The organism is Paraburkholderia sp. TE9906 (assembly GCF_056279605.1).
In genome coordinates, this window is sequence record NZ_JBWCCT010000004.1 from 476,747 (window position 1) to 494,940 (window position 18,194).

The following is an 18,194-nucleotide window of genomic DNA, read 5'->3' on the forward strand; positions in this document are numbered from 1 at the left end:
GCCTCATTCGACGATAGCTAGCGCGCGCACGCGATAGGCGTGGCGCAGCGTGCGGTTCAGGACGGGATCGTGCAGTTCGAGTTCGAGCGCATCGCCATCGGCCATCCCGACGATCCCGCCTTGCACCGCCAGCGTGCCGCAGAACATCGCCGCGCCGGCGTCGAGCGGCGCGCGCGCGAGCAGCTCGGCGGCCGGCAGCAGCGACGCGACGCTGCCTTGCTGATAGACGCGCCGCTCGCCGTTCGCGACGGCATATGCGCGCATTTCCAATTGGTCCCAGTGGCCGGCGACGTCGTCGAAACGCCATGCGTCGCGCGCGAGCGGTTTCGGGCAAACCTGTTTGGAGACGGTCACGCCGTAAGCCTCGACCTCGCGGTCGGTATGGTCGGAGCCGATCGTCACGAGCAACCCCGCCGGCGTTTGCAGCAGCACGCACTCGGCTTCGCCGCTGGACTTCACGCCGACCACGTCGATCTGCTCGGCCTGCGTCAGCAGTTCCGCGCCGAGCCGATAGAAACACGGCGTGGTGGACGGCCGCTTCACGCCGAGTTCGGCCAGCTCGGCTATGTGGTGCTCGATGGCCGCCTGATCGCGCCCGGCCCACCCGGCGATGGTCAGACGGCTCACTTCGACCCGCTCCGCACGGCTCTGACCGGCGCACTCTACAACATGGAAAGACAACGGCTGCATCACTCGGCTCCAAAGAAAATATTCGACAGATATTATTGTGATATTTCACAGGAGTCCAGCGTGTCAAAAATATTCCGGCGCCCATGCGTGCAACGGGCGCTGTCTATCGGGGAACCCCAGACCCTTCGGCCCTTTGCGCGATCCGGCGGGGCGGATGCGGCTGGTACACTGCCTCTTTAAGATTACTTTTTGTAAGGGATGCATTCATGCACCAGGGCATTGGCTTCATTCAGGACCTGGCGGTCGTGATGGCGCTCGCCGGCGTCGTCACCGTGCTGTTCCATCGCCTGAAGCAGCCGGTGGTGCTCGGTTATATCGCCGCGGGCGTGATCATCGGGCCGTACACGCCGCCGTTCCAGCTGATCCACGACGAGCAGACCATCCAGACGCTCGGCGAACTCGGCGTGGTGTTCCTGATGTTTTCGCTGGGACTCGAATTCAGTTTGCGCAAGCTCTTCCAGGTCGGCGCGACGGCGATCGTCGCGGCGCTTTCCGAGATCGTGCTGATGCTGTGGATCGGCTATGAGATCGGCAGCGCGTTCGGCTGGAGTCCGATGGATTCGCTGTTCCTCGGCGCGATCCTCGCGATTTCGTCGACCACCATCATCGTCAAGGCGCTGTCCGAACTGGGCCTGAAACGCGAACGTTTCGCGCAACTGGTGTTCGGCATTCTGATCGTCGAGGACATTCTCGGCATCGCGATGCTCGTGCTGCTGACCGGCATCGCGCAGACCGGCCAGTTGAGCGCCGGTCTCGCGATGGTCACGCTCGGCAAGCTGCTGCTGTTCATGACCGTGTCGCTGCTGGTGGGCGTGCTGGTGGTGCCGCGCGCGCTGAACTACGTGGCGCGCACGCGCAGCGACGAGATGCTGCTGGTGTCGGTGCTCGGCTTCTGCTTCGGCTTCTGTCTGCTGGTGGTCAAGCTCGACTACAGCATTGCGCTCGGCGCGTTCCTGATCGGCGCGATCATGGCCGAGTCGCGCCATCTGCATCGGATCGAGCATCTGATCGCGCCGTTGCGCGACGCCTTTTCCGCGATCTTCTTCGTGACAATCGGCCTGATGCTGAACCCCGCCGTGCTGCTCGACTACGCGTGGCCGATCGCGGTGATCACGGTGGCGGTGATCGTCGGCAAGATCGTGTCGTGCGGGCTCGGCACCTTCCTCTCCGGGCAGGACGCGCGCACGTCGATGCGCGTGGGCATGACCGTGTCGCAGATCGGCGAGTTCTCGTTCATCATCGCGTCGCTCGGCTTGACGCTGAAAGTGACGAGCGCGTTTCTCTATCCGATCGCGGTCGCGGTGTCGGCGCTGACCACGCTCTTCACGCCGTATCTGATCCGCGGCGCCGATCCGCTGACCCGGCGCCTTGGCCAGGCGATGCCGGCTACGCTCGCCAATGTGTTCAGCCTATACGGCCAGTGGCTGCGCAGTCTGAGCACAGGGAGCGGCGAGCCGACGCTCTTCAGCATGACGCGCAGGATCATCGTGCAGATCGCGGTCAACCTCGCGCTGGTCGCCGCGATTTTTCTCACCGTGTCGTACAGCGCGCCTTATACCGGCAAGCTGCTCGCGCACTGGCTGAGTTCCGAGCCGATGCAGCGCGCGGTGCAGTGGAGCGTCGCGCTGGTCGTGTCGCTGCCGTTCCTCGTGGCGGTTTATCGCAAGACCAAGTCGCTCGCGCTGCTGCTCGCCGAAGTCGGCGTGCAGCCAGCGACAGCGGGGCGCTTCACGAGTGCGCTCCGTTACGCGATCTCCGATCTGGTGCCGGTGGTGTCGATGGTCGGCGTGTTTCTGCTGGTCGCGGCGCTGTCGGGCAGCATTCTGCCGCCGACCGGCCTGCTCGCCGTGGTGCTGGTCTGCGCGGCGGTGCTGCTCGCGCTCGTGTGGCGCTGGTGCGTGAAGATTCACGCGTCGATGCAGATCGCCTTGCGCGAGACTTTCGAAGAGCAGCCGGATCATGAGTGATCGGGATGCGTGCCGCGCGCCCCACGGGTTTGCCGCCCGCGAGTTCCGCCGGAGTACCCGCAAACAATGTGAGCAATTGTGTGTGCGTTTGCGGGGCGTGCTGGGCTGGCGGATAATCAGGGCATATTCATTCGTTCGCGTGGAAGGCGCCTGTCTGACTGTCATGAGCGAAAATAAACCCGACAACGCCGGCAAGCCCGGCAGCCCATCGTCGCCTTCGGCGTCGCCAACGCCGGTGCCGCCGGAAGCGACGCCCGGCGCGTCGAAACCCGGCACCACGCCGCCCGAACCGGCGGCTTCGCTACCTCCCTCGCATGAAGATGCGATCCAGTCGCCGATGAAGGACGTGACGCCGGCTGCCGAAGAGGCGGCCGCGCGCTCGTCCACAGACGACCCCGAGAGCGCGTCGACCGTGACGCCCACCGATCCCCAAACAGCCCGCCAGCGTGATGCGGCCGAGGCGCGTAGTTCGGCCGCGGCATCGACGGCCAGGCAGGAAGCCGAAGTGCATGAGCGCGAGGCGCGCCATGCGGGCGCGCCTGCGGCGCAGCCCGGCATCATGAAAGGCACGAAGAGCGCGGCAGGCACGACAAACACCAGGAGCGCGCCGACCTTCGCGAGCAGCGCGCCGCTGGCCGGCGACTTGACCACGCCGGCCTCGACAACCGACGACAACGCCGCCGAACAGGCCGACACTTCCACCTCGCGCCCGGCCGGCGCGCCGCCGCCCGGCTTCGGCGCGGCGCCCGATTTCAGCGCGACCAATCCGCCGCCGCCCAATGCGCTGCCGCCCTCGCCGCCGCGTTATCTGAAGCAGAACGATTCGGCGTGGACCGTGTTCGGCCGCATCATCGCGGCGCGCGCGCGTCAGCTGTTCGATCGCGCGGGGCAGCGGATCACGCAGCGCACGCTGCGCATCGGCGTGTCGGCGCGCATCTTCCATCCGGAACCGGGCGCGAAAGGGCTGCGCGGCAAGACGCTGCAGTACCTCGAAGAATCGATCGCGCACTGGGTGATGTCGCGCGACGTGCTGGTGTTCATGATTCCGACGGTCGGTCATCAGGGCATGCTGCATCCGAGCAACATCCGCTTGCGTGACTATGCGAAGCATCTCGACGGCCTGCTGCTGCAAGGCGGCGCCGACGTTTCTCCGCAGACGTACGCGGAAGAGGCAACCAGCCACGAGTGGCCCGGCGACCGCGTGCGTGACATGTACGAGCTGGAATTGCTGCACGAGTTCGTCGAGTCGGGCAAGCCGGTGCTGGGCGTGTGCCGCGGCTGTCAACTGATCAACGTGGCGTTCGGCGGCACCTTGTATCAGGACATCGCGACCGATGTTCCGACCGCGGGCGCGCACGTCAACGAGAACTACGATCAGCATCGGCACGGGATTCACTTTCCGGACGGCTCGACGCTGGTCAACATGTTCCCCGGCCGGCGCGATGCGATCGTCAACTCGATTCACCATCAGGCGGTGAAGACGCTCGGGCGCGATCTCAATATCGAGGCGGTGTCGGCGACGGACGGCATCATCGAAGCCGTGCGCTACCGGCGTGCGCCGTTCGTGATGGGGGTGCAATGGCATCCGGAGTTTCATCGCGCGGGCGGCCCGGAGTTGCTCGATTGCACGCCGCTGCTCGATACGTTTTTGCGGGTAGCGCGGGAAACGCGGTTTTGACGATTTTTGCGTTTGCCGGGCTCGCGTTTTTGTGCGTGGCCTGGGAGGGGAGCGGGTGTCGGTGGGATGCTGTTTCCCGAAGTCAATCTGGTTGACGCGCCGCCGCTTGATGCGGCGGTGCGCTTCGCGCGGCATTCGGTCCGCGCTATTTCCCTCCGTTTTCTTCTTGCGGTTTCCTTCTGCATTTTCCTGGCGGCTGGTGTTGCGTGACCTCGCGTGACTGATGCGATCACCCGTGTTCGAGTTCGTCAGCCTCTCTTTGCCAGGACAATAAGGACTCCGATCATGAGTCAATTTTGAGAGACAGATCCCGCCATCTATCGCAATATTGAAACCCGCTCGCAGTTGGATTCGTGCAAATCCAATGGCAAGTTCGGAAACTTCTGCGCGAGATGGTTTGCTACGTTTTGGTCCTATCCTGAAGCGTTTATTTCCTGATTGCGCGCTTCGCTTGTCCGGATTCCTTCGCCGTCGATTTATCTCAATTTGAAGCCGTGTCAGGCGGCATTTGAGTGCTTCGCTTCACGGCAAATCCGCGCGATAATCTGCGGCTGTCTTGGGATCTGGATGGAGCAAGCAGGTATGAAGCATCTCTTAATAATACGGCGTGCCATGCTGCTCGCGGTCTCATGCGCACTGCTGTCGCATGCCGGTTTGGCGCTCGCGGCGCAAAGCGAAGAGGCCGCGCTGATTGCGGGTATGCGGCCGGCAATCAGCGCGTTGACGCCGCAGCCTGACGGGGCCGCTCTCGCCGATGCGCGGGTGGACACACCGTCCGCATCGGACGCAGCGAACTCGGCCAGCGACGCGCAAGGCAACGTCGCCGAATTGATGCAGATGATTCACGACGCGAAGCTGAGCGAACTGCGCACCACATATAACGGCAGTTACGGCGCGAGTCTGTTCTTCTACCCGCAAGAGATGACGTACTACATCGCGTTATTTCAGGACAAACATTTCTGGCGCGTGATCAAGTCCGAGAACGTGGATCGCGCGGAAGCGATCTACGCGGGTTTTGCGCAGCAGACAGTGCAACTCGCAGATGTCGAAATTCGCCGTGTGCAGTTACAGGCGCAAAAGGCGTACATCGAAGACATCGTCGCGACGTCGCAGGATCGCGCGAAACGCTTGCAGGCCGATCTGGCTGTCGCGCGTGCGCAGCAGGCCAAGGTCGATGACTACCAGCGGCAAACGCAAGGCGAGGCGGTCACATTGCACGCGGAAAAGGAACGCGCGCAGGCGCAGCTGCTTGCTGTACAGAACGAAGTGATGCAATTGCAGCGGCAGACGGAATTCGGTTTGCCGACGCAAAGTGGACTGCCGCCGCAAAGCGGATTGTCGAGCCGGAAGTCACGGTGAAATAGCGGCGTTGTGATCGGAATAAAGCCCGGCTACGAATGAGCAGCCGGGCTTTTTTTCGCCGGTTTCTGCTGGCGGTGGGTGGCGGCACCTCGGCGCTTCACTTCGCGAATTGATCCGGAACCTCGGTCACGCGACGCTGCGACATGTGATTCATCCATTCCGTCCCGCTGCCGGCCGGCGAGTGGTTCGACGCAGCAGGATGGGACGGCGGCGCGATATCGCGCAGGTGCGTGGCGGCGGACATCTTCACGTCGGCGTATTCGTCGATGCCGAGTCGTGCTGGTGCGGACGGCGAGTAACTGCCCGCGATGGAAGGTGCGGGCGAGGTTCGTTGCGCGATCGGCGGGACGGTGAGGTGCTGCATCTCGTCGGCCATGGGTGCAACGAGTGATAGCGGATTTGCCGCTGTACTGCGCGTGAGATGAGCGCGTGTTTTCTCCCGCCGCCTGTCGGCCGCTTCGTGAAGCGTGTGGCGGCGTGAGACGGCATCGCTACTTGCGACACGCGGCGCCGCCACTGCTTGCGTTGCGCTGGACGCAGGCGCATAAGTGGAGCGGGCGGCTGAAGATGCACGCTCCGCATGCGCCGATGTCGCGCTTCGAGCCCACGCTTTAACTGCGCCACCGCCAGCAGGTTCCCGCGCAGTAACCGCAGCAGGCACGCGACGCTGCGCCGGGGGCGCAACGCGGTTGGCGGTTGCCGTGACCACGGGTTTCTCAACGGCGATCATCTGGCGATGCGCCAGATGATCGAACGCAATCCATGCGAGTAGCGCGGCGCCGCTGAGTGCGCATGCGCCACCCGCGAACGCTTTCCAATGTGGCGGAACACCACGCGACATGGACACGAACACAGGTCCCTCGACCATCGGCAGCGCGCCGGCCTCAGCGCCGCCATGCGGAGTTTCTTCGCGCGTAGGGTGAAACACCGTCGTCGCACGCGTCGCTGTTACTGTTGCAGTCGAAGCAACTGCGCCAGCAGCGCGCCGTGCATTCAGCGGCACCCATCTGCAAAACGACAGGATGGCCTGGTCGCTCATGCAGAAGGTACGCAGCACCGCTGCATAGAGCGCCTTGATTTCGGAGCGCCAGCTTTGACCCGGCGGAAGAAGCGTCCAGTCACGGCCGAAGGGCGTCGGCAGACGATCGAGCGGACGCAGGCGCGGCATCGCGATCGCGCCTTCGATCAGGGTGAACGGAATAGTGGACATCGGTCTGTTCCGGCGCCTCGTAATGGGGCCGCCGTTGGCGGCTGCGGGGATAGGTAGGGACTTAGGCTTGCGGCGATGCAGATAGAAACGCCTTGCATGCATACCGCACGTCGACGCGATCATCAGCAAGCCTATTCACGAGGAACACATGACCGGATGCATACGCGCCAACCGGTCAAGCCCTCGACTACACGCGATGATGACGGGCCGTAGTCATACCGGAAATCAGACCGCTCCGAAAAATGGGGACACTGCGTCCCGGGCCTCGGCCGATCCAACCGCGACGGCCAGTCCCCGTGCTCGCCGTCTTATCGCTTCAAGCGGTACACGTAGCGCAGCGCGGTGATATCCACACCGCCCATATGATCCGGTTCGGCGCCGACGAACTGCCAGCCCTGCCGCTCATAGAATCCGATCGCCGGCGTGTTGCCTTCGAGCACGTACAGATACAACTGCGCCTCGCCTTGCGCGCGCGCCCAGTCTTCAGCGGCGCGCATCAGCAGGTTGCCGACACCGATGCCCTGATAGCCCGGCAGCGCATGCAGATTGTCGAGCAGCACGCCCCACGTGGATTCCGGTTGCCGTTCGACGCAGACGAAGCCGATCGGCTCGCCCGCCTGCTCGGCGATCAGCACGATGCGGCGTTCGCCGCCCGGCGCACCGAGCCGTGCTTCCCAATAAGCGGCGCGCTCGCGGGTGACTTCGCCATCGAGGAACGCGTCGGGCAGCAGGCCGCGATAAGTGGCTTGCCAGCTGGCGCTGTGAATCGACGCGATCAGCGCGGCGTCGTCGATGGTGGCGGGGCGCAACGAAAGAGCGGGGAGGGTTCGCATCAGCTGATGATCAACGCAAGTGCAGGGGCCGAACAGTTTACCGCGATGAATGCCCGCATCGTTCGTAAGCAAACTGTATGCGTTTCGCAACAGCGCCATCAACGGTAACATTACCTGGCGCGGCTTGCGCATGAGTCTCAAGGTTTGCCCTGATTCCGCGTCAATACATACACCTGGATAATGCTGCGCCCTCCGGCGCGGCCTTTCCTTACCGTTTGCCTGCGGCCTCCGTTTGCCTTTGCGCGGCGGATCGTTTCAACTGCCCGCCGTCATCGCGTCACGGCGACGGGCCTATTAGAGAATTTCATGTCCACAGCCTCTCCCACCCTTCCCGTTCAGGAAGAATCCAAGGTCAAGACAGTGTTCCGCGTCGTCAGCGGCAACTTTCTTGAGATGTACGACTTCATGGTCTACGGCTACTACGCCTCGGCGATCGCCAAGACCTACTTCCCCAGCGGCAACGAATTCGCGTCGCTGATGCTGGCGCTGTCGGTGTTCGGCGCGGGCTTCCTGATGCGGCCGATCGGCGCGATCGTGCTGGGCGCCTATATCGATCATCACGGCCGCCGCAAAGGCCTGATCCTCACGCTCGGCCTGATGGCGCTCGGCACGCTCACGGTCGCATCGATACCGGGCTACGCGACCATCGGCCTCGTCGCGCCGGTGCTCGTGCTGCTCGGCCGGCTATTGCAGGGCTTCTCCGCCGGGGTCGAACTGGGCGGCGTGTCCGTGTATCTGTCGGAGATCGCGACCAAGGGCAACAAGGGCTTCTATTGCTCGTGGCAGTCGGGCAGCCAGCAGGTCGCCGTGGTGTTCGCCGCGCTGATCGGCGTGACGCTGAACAAGCTGCTGCCCGCCGACCAGATGACCGCCTGGGGCTGGCGCGTGCCGTTCCTGATCGGCTGCCTGATCGTGCCGTTCCTGTTCATCATCCGCCGTTCGCTGAAGGAAACCGAGGAGTTCAAGGCGCGCAAGCATCGTCCGAGCATGAGCGAGATCATGAAGTCGATGGCCACCAACTGGGGCATCGTGCTGGGCGGCATGGGCATGGTCATCATGACCACGGTGTCGTTCTACATGATCACCGCCTACACGCCGACCTTCGGCAAGGAAGTGCTGAAGCTGTCGGCCATCGACACGCTCGTCGTCACCGTCTGCGTGGGGCTGTCGAACCTGGTCTGGCTGCCGGTCGCGGGCGCGCTGTCGGATCGCATCGGCCGCCGTCCGGTGCTGCTCGCGTTCACGATCCTGACGATCGTCACCGCATATCCGGCGCTGCAATGGCTGGTCGCCGAGCCGTCGTTCGCGCGCCTGCTGGCCGTCCAGTTGTGGCTGTCGTTCCTGTACGGCAGCTATAACGGCGCGATGGTGGTGGCGCTGACCGAGGTGATGCCGGTCGAAGTGCGCACCGCGGGCTTCTCGCTCGCGTACAGCCTGGCGACGACGGTCGGCGGCTTCACGCCGGCGATCGCGACACTGCTGATTCACGTCACGAACAACAAGGCGGCGCCGGGTCTGGTCCTCGGCGTGGCGGCGATCTGCGGCTTGATCGCGACGCTGTTTCTGTATCGGACGCCGGAGTCGCGCAATCAGTATCGGGCGGCTTGAGGTTTCGCGGCCGCGCTGCGGTTGCACGGGTTAAAGAAAAACCCCGCGTTCGTGAGAGCGCGGGGTTTTTTATTGCTGAACGTGACGGGGTGCCTGCAATGCAGTGCTGTTCTGCGGGTTGCCTGCTGCCGGTGGCTTGCGGTGCGGTGCCGCGCTTTGCATGCGTCCCTGCGTGCCCGGCGCCCCCACGCGGCTCGCGGCTCGCGTTCAACACTGCGCGCGCTAGCCTTTGCGCAACTCGCTCGCCACCACATCGACGACTTCGTCCCATGCGCCGGGCCGTGGCTGACGTACGAGGGTCGCGCCCGGATACCACGGGCTGCGCGCCTCGCCCTCGAACCAGCGCCAATCCGCCGCGAACGGCAGCATCAGCCAGAGCGGCTTGCGCAATGCGCCGACGAGGTGAGCGATGGACGTGTCGATCGACACCACCGCGTCGAGCCGCCCGATGATCGCAGCGGTGTCCGCGAAGTCGCCGATCCGCGCGTCGAACCGATGGATCGATGCCGCGCGCGGATGCGCGTCGAGCGTCGCGCGTTCGTCGGCGCTCAGATCGGGCTGCAGCACGATCCAGTCGATGCCGTCGAGCGCGAACAGCGGTTCGAGCGCGGCGAGCGGCATCGAACGCGTTTCGTTCTGCTGGATGCGTCCCGACCACGCGAGGCCGATCTTGCGTTTGGCCTGGCCGCCGAGCGAGCCGCGCCACTTGCGGCCGTATGCGGGCGGCACGTCGAGATAAGGCGTGCGGGCCGGGATGGTGTCGAAGCTCGTGCCGAGCGCGAGCGGCAGACTCAGCAGCGGGCATTGCAGATCGGCGGCGGGGCGCGGCGCGCCCTGGGCGATCAGCGTCACGCGCCAGGCCTGCGCGGCGGGCGCGAGCAAGGGCAGCAATGGCGGCTGCACTTCGAGCACCACGCGCGCAGCACGCTGCGCGGCGAGCGGGACGAAGCGCACGAACTGCAGCGTATCGCCGAAACCCTGCTCGGCGTGGATCAGCAACGTGCGTTGTTCGATCGGCTCGCCGTGCCAGCGCGGCAGCGTCTGGATGACCGGCTGCGCGACGGTCTGCAGCCGCCATTCGTATTCCGGCAGCCCGCGTGCGAAGTCGCGCAGGGTGAGCCACGCGAGCGCGCGGTTCATGTGCGCCGAGGCGAGGTCGGGGCGCAGCCGCAGCGCCTGATCGAACGCGCGCACGGCTCGCGCGGGCGCGCCGAGCGCCTGATGCGCGGTGCCCAGACTCAGCCACGCGAGCGCGAATTGCGGATCGAGGCCGACGGAGCGTTCCAGATACGGCAGCGCCTGCGCGTGGCGTCCGAGTGCCGCGAGCGCGTTGCCCATCCCGTAGATGGCGGGCGGCAGGTTCGGCTGGAAGCTCAGCGCGGCCTCGAACGACGCGACCGCTTCGGCATGGCGACCGGTGGCATCGAATGTATTGGCAAGATTGAAGTGCGCGGCGACGAACCGCGGCTCGGCGGCGAGTGCCGCCTGGAAGCAGGGGATCGCCTCGTTCGCGCGGCCCAGCGCGTTCAGCGCCATGCCCATGTTGTTCAGCGCGCCGGCATGGCCGGGGCGCAGTTCGAGCGCGCGCCGGAACGACGCGATGGCTTCCGGGTGGCGCCCGAGCGCGTGCAGCGCGTTGCCGAGATTGTTGTGCGACGACGCGTCGTCCGGTTGCAGGCGCAGCGACCGTTCGAACGCGTCGGCGGCGTCTTCGTGACGACCCTGCGACGCGTACGCGTTGCCGAGGTTGTAGTGCGCCATCGGGAAGGACGGCGCGAGCGTCAGCGCGTTGCGGAACTGTTCGATCGCGTCGTCGATCTGGCCGAGCGCCTTCAGCGCGTTGCCGAGATTCAGCTGCAGCGCGGCGTCTTCCGGGCGCAGGTTCACCGCGCGCCGCACGAGTGCGGCGGCTTCGGCGTGCTGGCCTTGCTGATGGCGCAGGACGCCCAGCAGGTGCAGCGCGTCGACGTGCGTGGGATTGCCATCGAGCGTCGCGCGGTAGCCGCGTTCGGCGTCGTCGAGGCGGCCGTCACGATGCGCCGCGAAAGCGCGGTCAAATACAGGTTGCATGACGGGGGATGGCATTCGGGTGAGGCAGAGGCCGCATTTTCCCACACTCGCCGGACCGCGCTCCGGTTTGACCGGTTTGCTTACCCTCTATAGCATCTGGATACCTGTGCATGGGTTTTGCTGCGATGCATCGACTCGAGGTGTGCGTGGCGGATTTTTCGGCGGGTTGCGGCACGGCTTTCGTGCCGGGTTTGTGTCTGCGCCGGCCGGTGGCGCGGAGCGTACGGCCGCGACCGGCGTGCCCGCTGGTTGGGTTGCTTCGCCTGCCCGGCGACTATTCTCTGGATATGTCATGAAGAACAACGATTCGGTGGGTCTGGGGGATGAAGGACTCGCGCAGGAGCGGAGCACGTGTGGATCTGCGCATGTCGCCGGTGCGCGTCGGCGGGACGGGGCGGACGGCCTTCGTGATGAAAACGGTGAGGGTGGTGCCCGTGCCGGGAACGTCCAGGGCGGCGACCCCGGCAGCGCGCATAGCGGTCACGCGCATGGCGATCACAACCACAGTGATCACAATCACACGGACCACGATCACAGCGACCCCGGCCAGACCAGCAACACTCACGGCAACCACACCCACGCCGGCCACGACCATCACCACCACATCCCCGCCGCGGGCCATGGCCGCGCCTTCGCCATCGCCGTCGCGCTGAACATCGCGATCGTCGTGATTCAGGCGATCTACGGCGTGCTCGCGCGTTCCACCGCGCTGCTCGCCGACGCGGGCCACAACCTCTCCGACGTCCTCGGCCTGCTGCTCGCATGGGGCGCGGCATGGCTCGCCACACGTCGTCCCTCGGCACGCTATACGTTCGGCTACGGCAGTTCGTCGATCCTCGCCTCGCTCGTCAACGCGGGGCTGCTGCTGTTCGCGTGCGGCGTGATCGTCGCCGAGGCGATCGGGCGCCTGATGAACCCGGCGCCGGTGGCCGGGCTCGCGGTGTTCGTCGTCGCGACCGTGGGCGTGGTGGTGAACGGTGTGTCCGCGTGGCTCTTCATGCGCGGCCAGAAGGACGACCTCAACATTCGCGGCGCCTTCCTGCACATGGCCGCCGATGCCGGCATTTCGGCGGCGGTCGCGGTGAGCGGCCTCGTGATTCTCTACACCCGCTGGCTCTGGCTCGATCCGCTGATGAGCCTTGTCGTGGTCGCGGTCGTGGTGGCGGGCACCTGGCGCCTGCTGCGCGATTCGCTGCGCCTCGCGCTCGACGCCGTGCCGCCCGGCATCGATCTGCAACGCATCCGCGAATATCTGGCCGCGCAACCCGGCGTGGTCGACGTGCACGACCTGCACGTGTGGGCGCTGTCGACTACCGGCAACGCGCTCAGCGCGCATCTGGTGATACCGGCGGGCCATCCCGGCGACGAGTCGCTCGACCGGATCGTCGGCGCGTTGCGCGAGCGTTTTTCGATGCAGCACGCGACGCTGCAAGTCGACCTCGGCACGACCGAGCATCGTTGCGCGCTCGACCACGCACCGCACGCGCATTGATTCAGGCTGTGTGCAACGGGGGGATGCGGCTGGACTGCGTCATGTAGAGCGATAGCGCAAAAAAGTCGCGCCGGGAACGTCATCGACAGAGCGCCGTCCGCCCCTTCCACAGCCTCCCGAATGACGCAGCGCACTGCCGCCCCCATTATCGGCGGCGTACACTAGAGTGCATTGTTGTCTCCGGAGTGCCGCATGGACGCTGCAGCCTACGACGCGTCGCCGGTGCTGATCGTCGGGGCGGGTCCCACCGGACTTGCCGCAGCGATGAGTCTCGCGCGTGCCCATATTCCCGTGCGTCTGATCGACAAAGCGATGCAGCCGAACCCGTATTCGCGGGCCATCGGCATTCAGGCGCGCACGCTCGAACTGCTCGAACAGCATCGGCTGATCGAACCGTTTCTCGAACTCGGTCATCGCGCGCGCATCGCCAATCTTTTTTCGAACGGCATGCGGCTCGCGCAACTCGATTTCGATCCGCTGCACACGCGCTATCCGTATCTGCTGTTTCTAGACCAGTCCGTGACCGAGCGCCTGCTCACCGAACATCTCGCCACCCTGGGCGTGACGATCGAGCGGGGCGTCGAACTGACGATGTTCTCGCAGGGCTCCGCCAGCCTGCAGGCGACGCTGCGTCGTGCCGACGGCCACACCGAAACGATGCGCCCGTCATACATGATCGCCGCCGACGGCGCGCACAGCGCGATCCGTCATCGGCTGGGCCTGAGCTTCGAGGGCAAGACCTTCGAGCAGACCTTCCTGCTCGCCGATCTGCACGCCGAAACCGCGTGGCCCGATGACGAGTTCCACATCTTTGCATCGGGCGAAGGCCTCGTCGCGCTGTTTCCGATGGGGCACGGCCGGCATCGGCTGATCGCGGATCATGCGATCGAACCGGCCGCGGTCGCCTCGCCTCCCACACCCGCAGTGCTCGGCGAGCCGCCGCTCGACCGGGTGCCCGCGCCATCGCTCGAACAATGCAAGGCGCTGATCGCGCGGCGCGTGCGTGAACGCGTCGACGTGTCGGATCTCGCGTGGTCCTCGTATTTCCATCTGAACAGCCGGATGGTGGAGCGGCTGCGCGTCGGGCGCATCTTCCTCGCCGGCGACGCCGCGCATGTGCACAGTCCGGCCGGCGCGCAAGGCATGAACACCGGCATTCAGGAAGCGTTCAATCTCGGCTGGAAGCTTGCGAGCGTGCTGAAAGGCGCGGCGCCGGACCGGCTGCTCGATACCTACCACCTCGAACGGCATCCGATCGAGCGCGACGTGCTGCGGCAGACCGGCTTCATCACGCAGATGGCCGAGGCCGATCACGGGCCGCTCAAGCTGCTGCGCGAACGCGCGATGCCGGTGCTCGCCGCGCTGGGTCCGCTGCGCGATGCCGCGCGCCTGACCATCAGCGAGTTGTCGATCCAGTACCGGCGTAGTCCGCTCACGCTCGAGCGGGTGCTCGACGGCGGCCCGCGCGCCGGCGAACGCGCGCCCGACGCGCTGGTGCATGTGGTCGATGGGCCGCTTGGCCGCGCGCCGGGTGTCGGCTGCATTTTCGATCTGCACGATCCGGCGTTCTTCTCGCTGTTCCTGCTGGTGCCGCCGCTGCCCGTCGACGATACGCCGCTCGATCCGGCCGCCAAACATGCGCCGCCGCCGGACCCGGAACTGGAGCGGCTCGCCGCCGAAGTCGAGCGCCTGCTGCCGGGCGCGGTGCGGATCTGGCGCATCACCGATACGACCGGCGACGGCGGGCCGGCGTTGTCCGAATCGTATGGACGCACGCGACCGTCGTTCTATCTGGTGAGGCCGGATGGCTATATCGGTGCGCGCGGGCGCACCGGCTCAGATTTGCACGGCTTGCTGCGGCATTGCGAAGCGTGGTTCGCGGTAGGGGGCGAGATACCGGAACAGGCGGCGCTGTGAGGTGAGCCGTCGTTGGTTTTCCGCGTTCTTGCCAGGAAGAGATGGCAGAGCGTCGCGAAAGCAGCGGTGCGTGAAATGTGAGAGAGCGGAGAGCGAATCGTGAATTCGCCGCTGCCTGATCCGTCAAGCAGCGGCCACCGTCCAAACCACCTAAACCGTCGAAGCCGCCGCAGGCGTCAATTCCTCGCGATGCTTGACGAGCGCCTCCCTGACGAAGGCCGACAGCGCGATGCCGTTCGCATCGGGCGCCTCGTCGAGCGCTGCCAGCAGCGCGCGCCGCATGCGCGGCTCCCAGAAGCGGTGAATATGATCGGCGACCCCGCTGAGCGCTTCTTCGTGGTCCGGCATCGACTCGAAGAAGTCGCCGATCCGGTTCGCCATGTCGATCAGGTTCTGAGTGTCCATCGCTCGCCTCACTTGCCCGATGTCGTATTGGCCAGCTCGCGCTGCTGCAGCAGATCGAGCTGCTCGCTGTTAAAGCGCGAGTAGTCCTGCTGCCATTGCGAAGGCTGTTCGACCGGCGTCACCTGGACCGCGGTCACCTTGTATTCCGGGCAGTTGGTCGCCCAGTCCGAGCTATCGGTGGTGATCACGTTAGCGCCTGATTCGGGGAAGTGGAACGTCGTGTAGACCACACCCGGCTGCATGCGCTCGGTCACCTTCGCGCGCAACACGGTTTGTCCCGCGCGCGATTCGATGCCGACCCAGTCGTCGTTCCTGATACCGCGGTCCTCGGCGTCCTGCGGATGGATTTCGAGCCGGTCCTCGTCGTGCCAGCGCGAGTTCTCGGTGCGGCGCGTTTGCGCGCCCACGTTGTACTGCGACAGGATGCGGCCGGTCGTGAGCAGCAGCGGAAACTTGCGCGTGACTTTTTCCGGCGACGCAATGAACTTCGTGATCACGAAGCGGCCCTTGCCGCGCACGAAGGCATCGACGTGCATGGTCGGCGTGCCGTCCGGCGCGTTCTCGTTGCACGGCCACTGGATGCTGCCGAGTTCGTCGAGCTTCTGATACGACACGCCGTGGAAAGTCGGCGTGAGACGTGCGATCTCGTCCATGATCTGCGACGGATGCGTGTAGTCCATTTCATAACCGAGCGCGCGCGAGAGCAGGATCGTGGCTTCCCAGTCGGCGTAACCCGCAAGCGGCGGCATCACCTTACGCACGCGCGAGATGCGGCGCTCCGCATTGGTGAAGGTGCCGTCCTTTTCGAGGAACGACGAACCGGGCAGCAGCACGTGCGCATACTTGGCGGTCTCGTTGAGGAAGATGTCCTGCACGACGATGCATTCCATCGACTCCAGCGCCGCCGACACATGATGCGTGTTCGGGTCCGACTGCACGATGTCTTCGCCCTGGCAGTAGAGGCCCTTGAAGGTGCCGTGCACGGCGGCGTCGAACATGTTCGGAATGCGCAGGCCGGGTTCCGGCTGCAGCGTGACGTTCCAGGCGTCTTCGAACAGCGTGCGCGTGACCGTGTCGCTGATATGGCGATAGCCCGGCAGTTCGTGCGGGAACGAACCCATGTCGCACGAACCCTGCACATTGTTCTGGCCGCGCAGCGGATTCACGCCGACACCTTCGCGGCCGATATTGCCCGTTGCCATCGCAAGGTTGGCGATGCCCATCACCATCGTCGAACCTTGCGCGTGTTCGGTGACGCCCAGGCCGTAGTAGATCGCGGCATTGCCGCCCGTCGCATAGATGCGCGCGGCTTCGCGCACCTGCTGCGCCGGCACGCCGGTGATTGCCTCGGTGGCTTCCGGCGCATTCTCCGGCAGCGCGACGAAATCGCGCCATTGCCCGAACGCTCGGGTTTCGCAACGCTCGGCGATGAATGCTTCGTTCAGCAGACCTTCGGTGACGATCACATGCGCGAGCGCGTTGACGACGGCCACGTTGGTGCCCGGCCGCAATTGCAGATGATGCGACGCCTTCACGTGCGGCGTATCGACGACATCGATGCGCCGCGGATCGACGACGATCAGCTTCGCGCCTTCGCGCACGCGGCGCTTCATACGTGAGCCGAACACCGGGTGGCCGTCGGTCGGATTCGCGCCGATCACCATGATGACGTCGGCCTTATCGACCGACGCGAACGTCTGCGTGCCCGCCGATTCGCCGAGCGTCGTCTTCAGGCCATAGCCGGTCGGCGAGTGGCACACGCGCGCGCAGGTGTCGACGTTGTTGTTGCCGAACGCGGCGCGCACGAGCTTCTGGACGAGATAGGTTTCCTCATTCGTGCAGCGCGACGACGTGATGCCGCCGATCGAATCGCGCCCGTGCTTCTCCTGGATGCGGCGGAATTCGGACGCGGCATAGCTGATCGCTTCTTCCCAGCTGACTTCACGCCACGGGTCGGTGATCTTCGCTCGGATCATCGGCTTCGTGATGCGGTCCTTGTGCGTCGCGTAGCCCCACGCGAAGCGGCCCTTCACGCAGGCGTGGCCTTCGTTGGCCTGGCCGTTCTTGTGCGGCACCATCCGCACGACCTGATTGCCCTTCATCTCCGCCTTGAACGAGCAGCCGACGCCGCAATACGCGCAGGTGGTGACGACCGAATGCTCGGCCTGGCCGAGCATGATCACGGACTTCTCCTGCAGGGTCGCGGTCGGGCACGCGGCGACGCACGCGCCGCACGACACGCACTCCGAGTCCATGAACGGCTGGTTCTCACTGGCCGCCACGCGCGATTCGAAGCCGCGTGCGGCGATGGTCAGCGCGAACGTGCCTTGCGTTTCCTCGCACGCGCGCACGCAGCGATTGCAGACGATGCACTTCGACGGGTCGTAGGTGAAGTACGGGTTCGACTCGTCCTTCTTGTCCTTCAGGTGATTCGCGCCGTCGAAGCCGTAGCGCACTTCGCGCAGGCCGGTCACGCCCGCCATGTCCTGCAACTCGCAGTCGCCGTTGGCGGGGCAGGTGAGGCAGTCGAGCGGGTGGTCGGAAATGTACAGCTCCATCACGTTGCGGCGCAGCGACTGCAGACGCTCCGTTTGCGTGCGGACCTTCATACCCGCTTCGACCGGCGTCGTGCACGACGCGGGATAGCCGCGCTTGCCTTCGATTTCGACGAGACACAGCCGGCACGAGCCGAACGGTTCGAGCGAATCGGTCGCGCAGAGCTTCGGGACGTTGACGCCGGCTTCGGCGGCGGCGCGCATCACCGAAGTACCGGCGGGCACCGTGACCGCCTGGCCGTCGATTTCGAGCGTGACGTCGACGTCGGCGTGACGCGCGGGCGTGCCGTAGTCGGTGTCGTCGAGGAAGGAGCGGGTGGCGCGCTGCTGCGCCTGCGACTTGCACGCGCAGTTGCCTGAGCCGCAGCCGCTGGCGGGAGAGTTGATCATGTCGGACATGGTGAGCT

Annotated in this window: 13 protein-coding genes; 7 read left to right on the forward strand and 6 right to left on the reverse strand. The window is 65.5% G+C overall.

Annotated features, from left to right (window positions below; genetic code table 11):
- Window positions 1–3: 3 nt before the first annotated feature.
- Window positions 4–690 (reverse strand): DUF2848 domain-containing protein, encoded by a 687-nt coding sequence (locus tag ACZ9H4_RS13110; RefSeq protein ID WP_408140847.1) that lies wholly within the window; start codon window positions 688–690, stop codon window positions 4–6.
- A 206-nt stretch (window positions 691–896) separates the two neighbouring features.
- Here ACZ9H4_RS13110 and ACZ9H4_RS13115 point away from each other — a divergent pair, with 206 nt between their 5' ends.
- The 4 genes from ACZ9H4_RS13115 to ACZ9H4_RS13130 all read left to right on the forward strand — a co-directional run bounded on the left by ACZ9H4_RS13115 (window position 897) and on the right by ACZ9H4_RS13130 (window position 5,694).
- A complete protein-coding gene (locus ACZ9H4_RS13115; protein WP_476119227.1) occupies window positions 897–2,657 on the forward strand; it encodes a cation:proton antiporter in 1,761 nt (586 codons plus the stop codon).
- Window positions 2,658–2,820: 163 nt separating this feature from the next.
- The gene (locus tag ACZ9H4_RS13120) at window positions 2,821–4,335 is read left to right on the forward strand and encodes a gamma-glutamyl-gamma-aminobutyrate hydrolase family protein (RefSeq protein ID WP_408323636.1); all 1,515 of its coding nucleotides are present in this window, start codon (window positions 2,821–2,823) and stop codon (window positions 4,333–4,335) included.
- 66 nt (window positions 4,336–4,401) lie between these two features.
- Window positions 4,402–4,545 (forward strand): hypothetical protein, encoded by a 144-nt coding sequence (locus ACZ9H4_RS13125; RefSeq protein WP_476119228.1) that lies wholly within the window; start codon window positions 4,402–4,404, stop codon window positions 4,543–4,545.
- Window positions 4,546–4,917: 372 nt separating this feature from the next.
- Window positions 4,918–5,694, forward strand: a complete 777-nt coding sequence (locus tag ACZ9H4_RS13130; protein WP_476119229.1) for a DUF2968 domain-containing protein — start codon at window positions 4,918–4,920, stop codon at window positions 5,692–5,694.
- A gap of 100 nt (window positions 5,695–5,794) precedes the next feature.
- Here the strand turns inward: ACZ9H4_RS13130 and ACZ9H4_RS13135 are convergent, their stop codons facing one another.
- Together ACZ9H4_RS13135 and ACZ9H4_RS13140 are read right to left on the reverse strand one after the other, a co-directional pair.
- Window positions 5,795–6,907: a hypothetical protein gene (locus ACZ9H4_RS13135; protein ID WP_476119230.1), complete on the reverse strand. Its 1,113-nt coding sequence runs from the start codon at window positions 6,905–6,907 to the stop codon at window positions 5,795–5,797.
- A gap of 308 nt (window positions 6,908–7,215) precedes the next feature.
- Entirely contained in the window at window positions 7,216–7,740 is a 525-nt protein-coding gene (locus ACZ9H4_RS13140) for an N-acetyltransferase family protein (protein WP_476119231.1), read from the reverse strand.
- A gap of 306 nt (window positions 7,741–8,046) precedes the next feature.
- On the opposite strand from ACZ9H4_RS13140, the gene tcuC reads away from it, so the two are divergent.
- A complete protein-coding gene (gene tcuC, locus ACZ9H4_RS13145) occupies window positions 8,047–9,348 on the forward strand; it encodes an MFS transporter (RefSeq protein ID WP_408140855.1) in 1,302 nt (433 codons plus the stop codon).
- 222 nt (window positions 9,349–9,570) lie between these two features.
- Here the strand turns inward: tcuC and ACZ9H4_RS13150 are convergent, their stop codons facing one another.
- Complete coding sequence (locus ACZ9H4_RS13150) at window positions 9,571–11,418, reverse strand: tetratricopeptide repeat protein (protein WP_408140856.1); 1,848 nt, start codon at window positions 11,416–11,418, stop codon at window positions 9,571–9,573.
- A 292-nt stretch (window positions 11,419–11,710) separates the two neighbouring features.
- Between ACZ9H4_RS13150 and ACZ9H4_RS13155 the strand changes: the two genes are divergently transcribed.
- Together ACZ9H4_RS13155 and ACZ9H4_RS13160 are read left to right on the forward strand one after the other, a co-directional pair.
- A complete protein-coding gene (locus ACZ9H4_RS13155; RefSeq protein WP_476119232.1) occupies window positions 11,711–12,910 on the forward strand; it encodes a cation diffusion facilitator family transporter in 1,200 nt (399 codons plus the stop codon).
- 192 nt (window positions 12,911–13,102) lie between these two features.
- Window positions 13,103–14,827: an FAD-dependent monooxygenase gene (locus ACZ9H4_RS13160; protein WP_408152515.1), complete on the forward strand. Its 1,725-nt coding sequence runs from the start codon at window positions 13,103–13,105 to the stop codon at window positions 14,825–14,827.
- Window positions 14,828–14,977: 150 nt separating this feature from the next.
- On the opposite strand, the gene ACZ9H4_RS13165 is transcribed toward ACZ9H4_RS13160, so the two are convergent.
- A complete protein-coding gene (locus ACZ9H4_RS13165) occupies window positions 14,978–15,232 on the reverse strand; it encodes a formate dehydrogenase subunit delta (RefSeq protein WP_476119233.1) in 255 nt (84 codons plus the stop codon).
- 8 nt (window positions 15,233–15,240) lie between these two features.
- The gene (gene fdhF / locus ACZ9H4_RS13170; RefSeq protein WP_476119234.1) at window positions 15,241–18,186 is read right to left on the reverse strand and encodes a formate dehydrogenase subunit alpha; all 2,946 of its coding nucleotides are present in this window, start codon (window positions 18,184–18,186) and stop codon (window positions 15,241–15,243) included.
- Window positions 18,187–18,194 lie beyond the last annotated feature (8 nt).

Coding starts and splice junctions, on each gene's coding strand:
- ACZ9H4_RS13110 (WP_408140847.1), bottom strand. CDS start 690: ATGCAGCCGTTGTCTTTCCATGTTGTAGAGTGCGCCGGTCAGAGCCGT.
- ACZ9H4_RS13115 (WP_476119227.1), top strand. CDS start 897: ATGCACCAGGGCATTGGCTTCATTCAGGACCTGGCGGTCGTGATGGCG.
- ACZ9H4_RS13120 (WP_408323636.1), top strand. CDS start 2,821: ATGAGCGAAAATAAACCCGACAACGCCGGCAAGCCCGGCAGCCCATCG.
- ACZ9H4_RS13125 (WP_476119228.1), top strand. CDS start 4,402: ATGCTGTTTCCCGAAGTCAATCTGGTTGACGCGCCGCCGCTTGATGCG.
- ACZ9H4_RS13130 (WP_476119229.1), top strand. CDS start 4,918: ATGAAGCATCTCTTAATAATACGGCGTGCCATGCTGCTCGCGGTCTCA.
- ACZ9H4_RS13135 (WP_476119230.1), bottom strand. CDS start 6,907: ATGTCCACTATTCCGTTCACCCTGATCGAAGGCGCGATCGCGATGCCG.
- ACZ9H4_RS13140 (WP_476119231.1), bottom strand. CDS start 7,740: ATGCGAACCCTCCCCGCTCTTTCGTTGCGCCCCGCCACCATCGACGAC.
- tcuC (WP_408140855.1), top strand. CDS start 8,047: ATGTCCACAGCCTCTCCCACCCTTCCCGTTCAGGAAGAATCCAAGGTC.
- ACZ9H4_RS13150 (WP_408140856.1), bottom strand. CDS start 11,418: ATGCAACCTGTATTTGACCGCGCTTTCGCGGCGCATCGTGACGGCCGC.
- ACZ9H4_RS13155 (WP_476119232.1), top strand. CDS start 11,711: ATGAAGAACAACGATTCGGTGGGTCTGGGGGATGAAGGACTCGCGCAG.
- ACZ9H4_RS13160 (WP_408152515.1), top strand. CDS start 13,103: ATGGACGCTGCAGCCTACGACGCGTCGCCGGTGCTGATCGTCGGGGCG.
- ACZ9H4_RS13165 (WP_476119233.1), bottom strand. CDS start 15,232: ATGGACACTCAGAACCTGATCGACATGGCGAACCGGATCGGCGACTTC.
- fdhF (WP_476119234.1), bottom strand. CDS start 18,186: ATGTCCGACATGATCAACTCTCCCGCCAGCGGCTGCGGCTCAGGCAAC.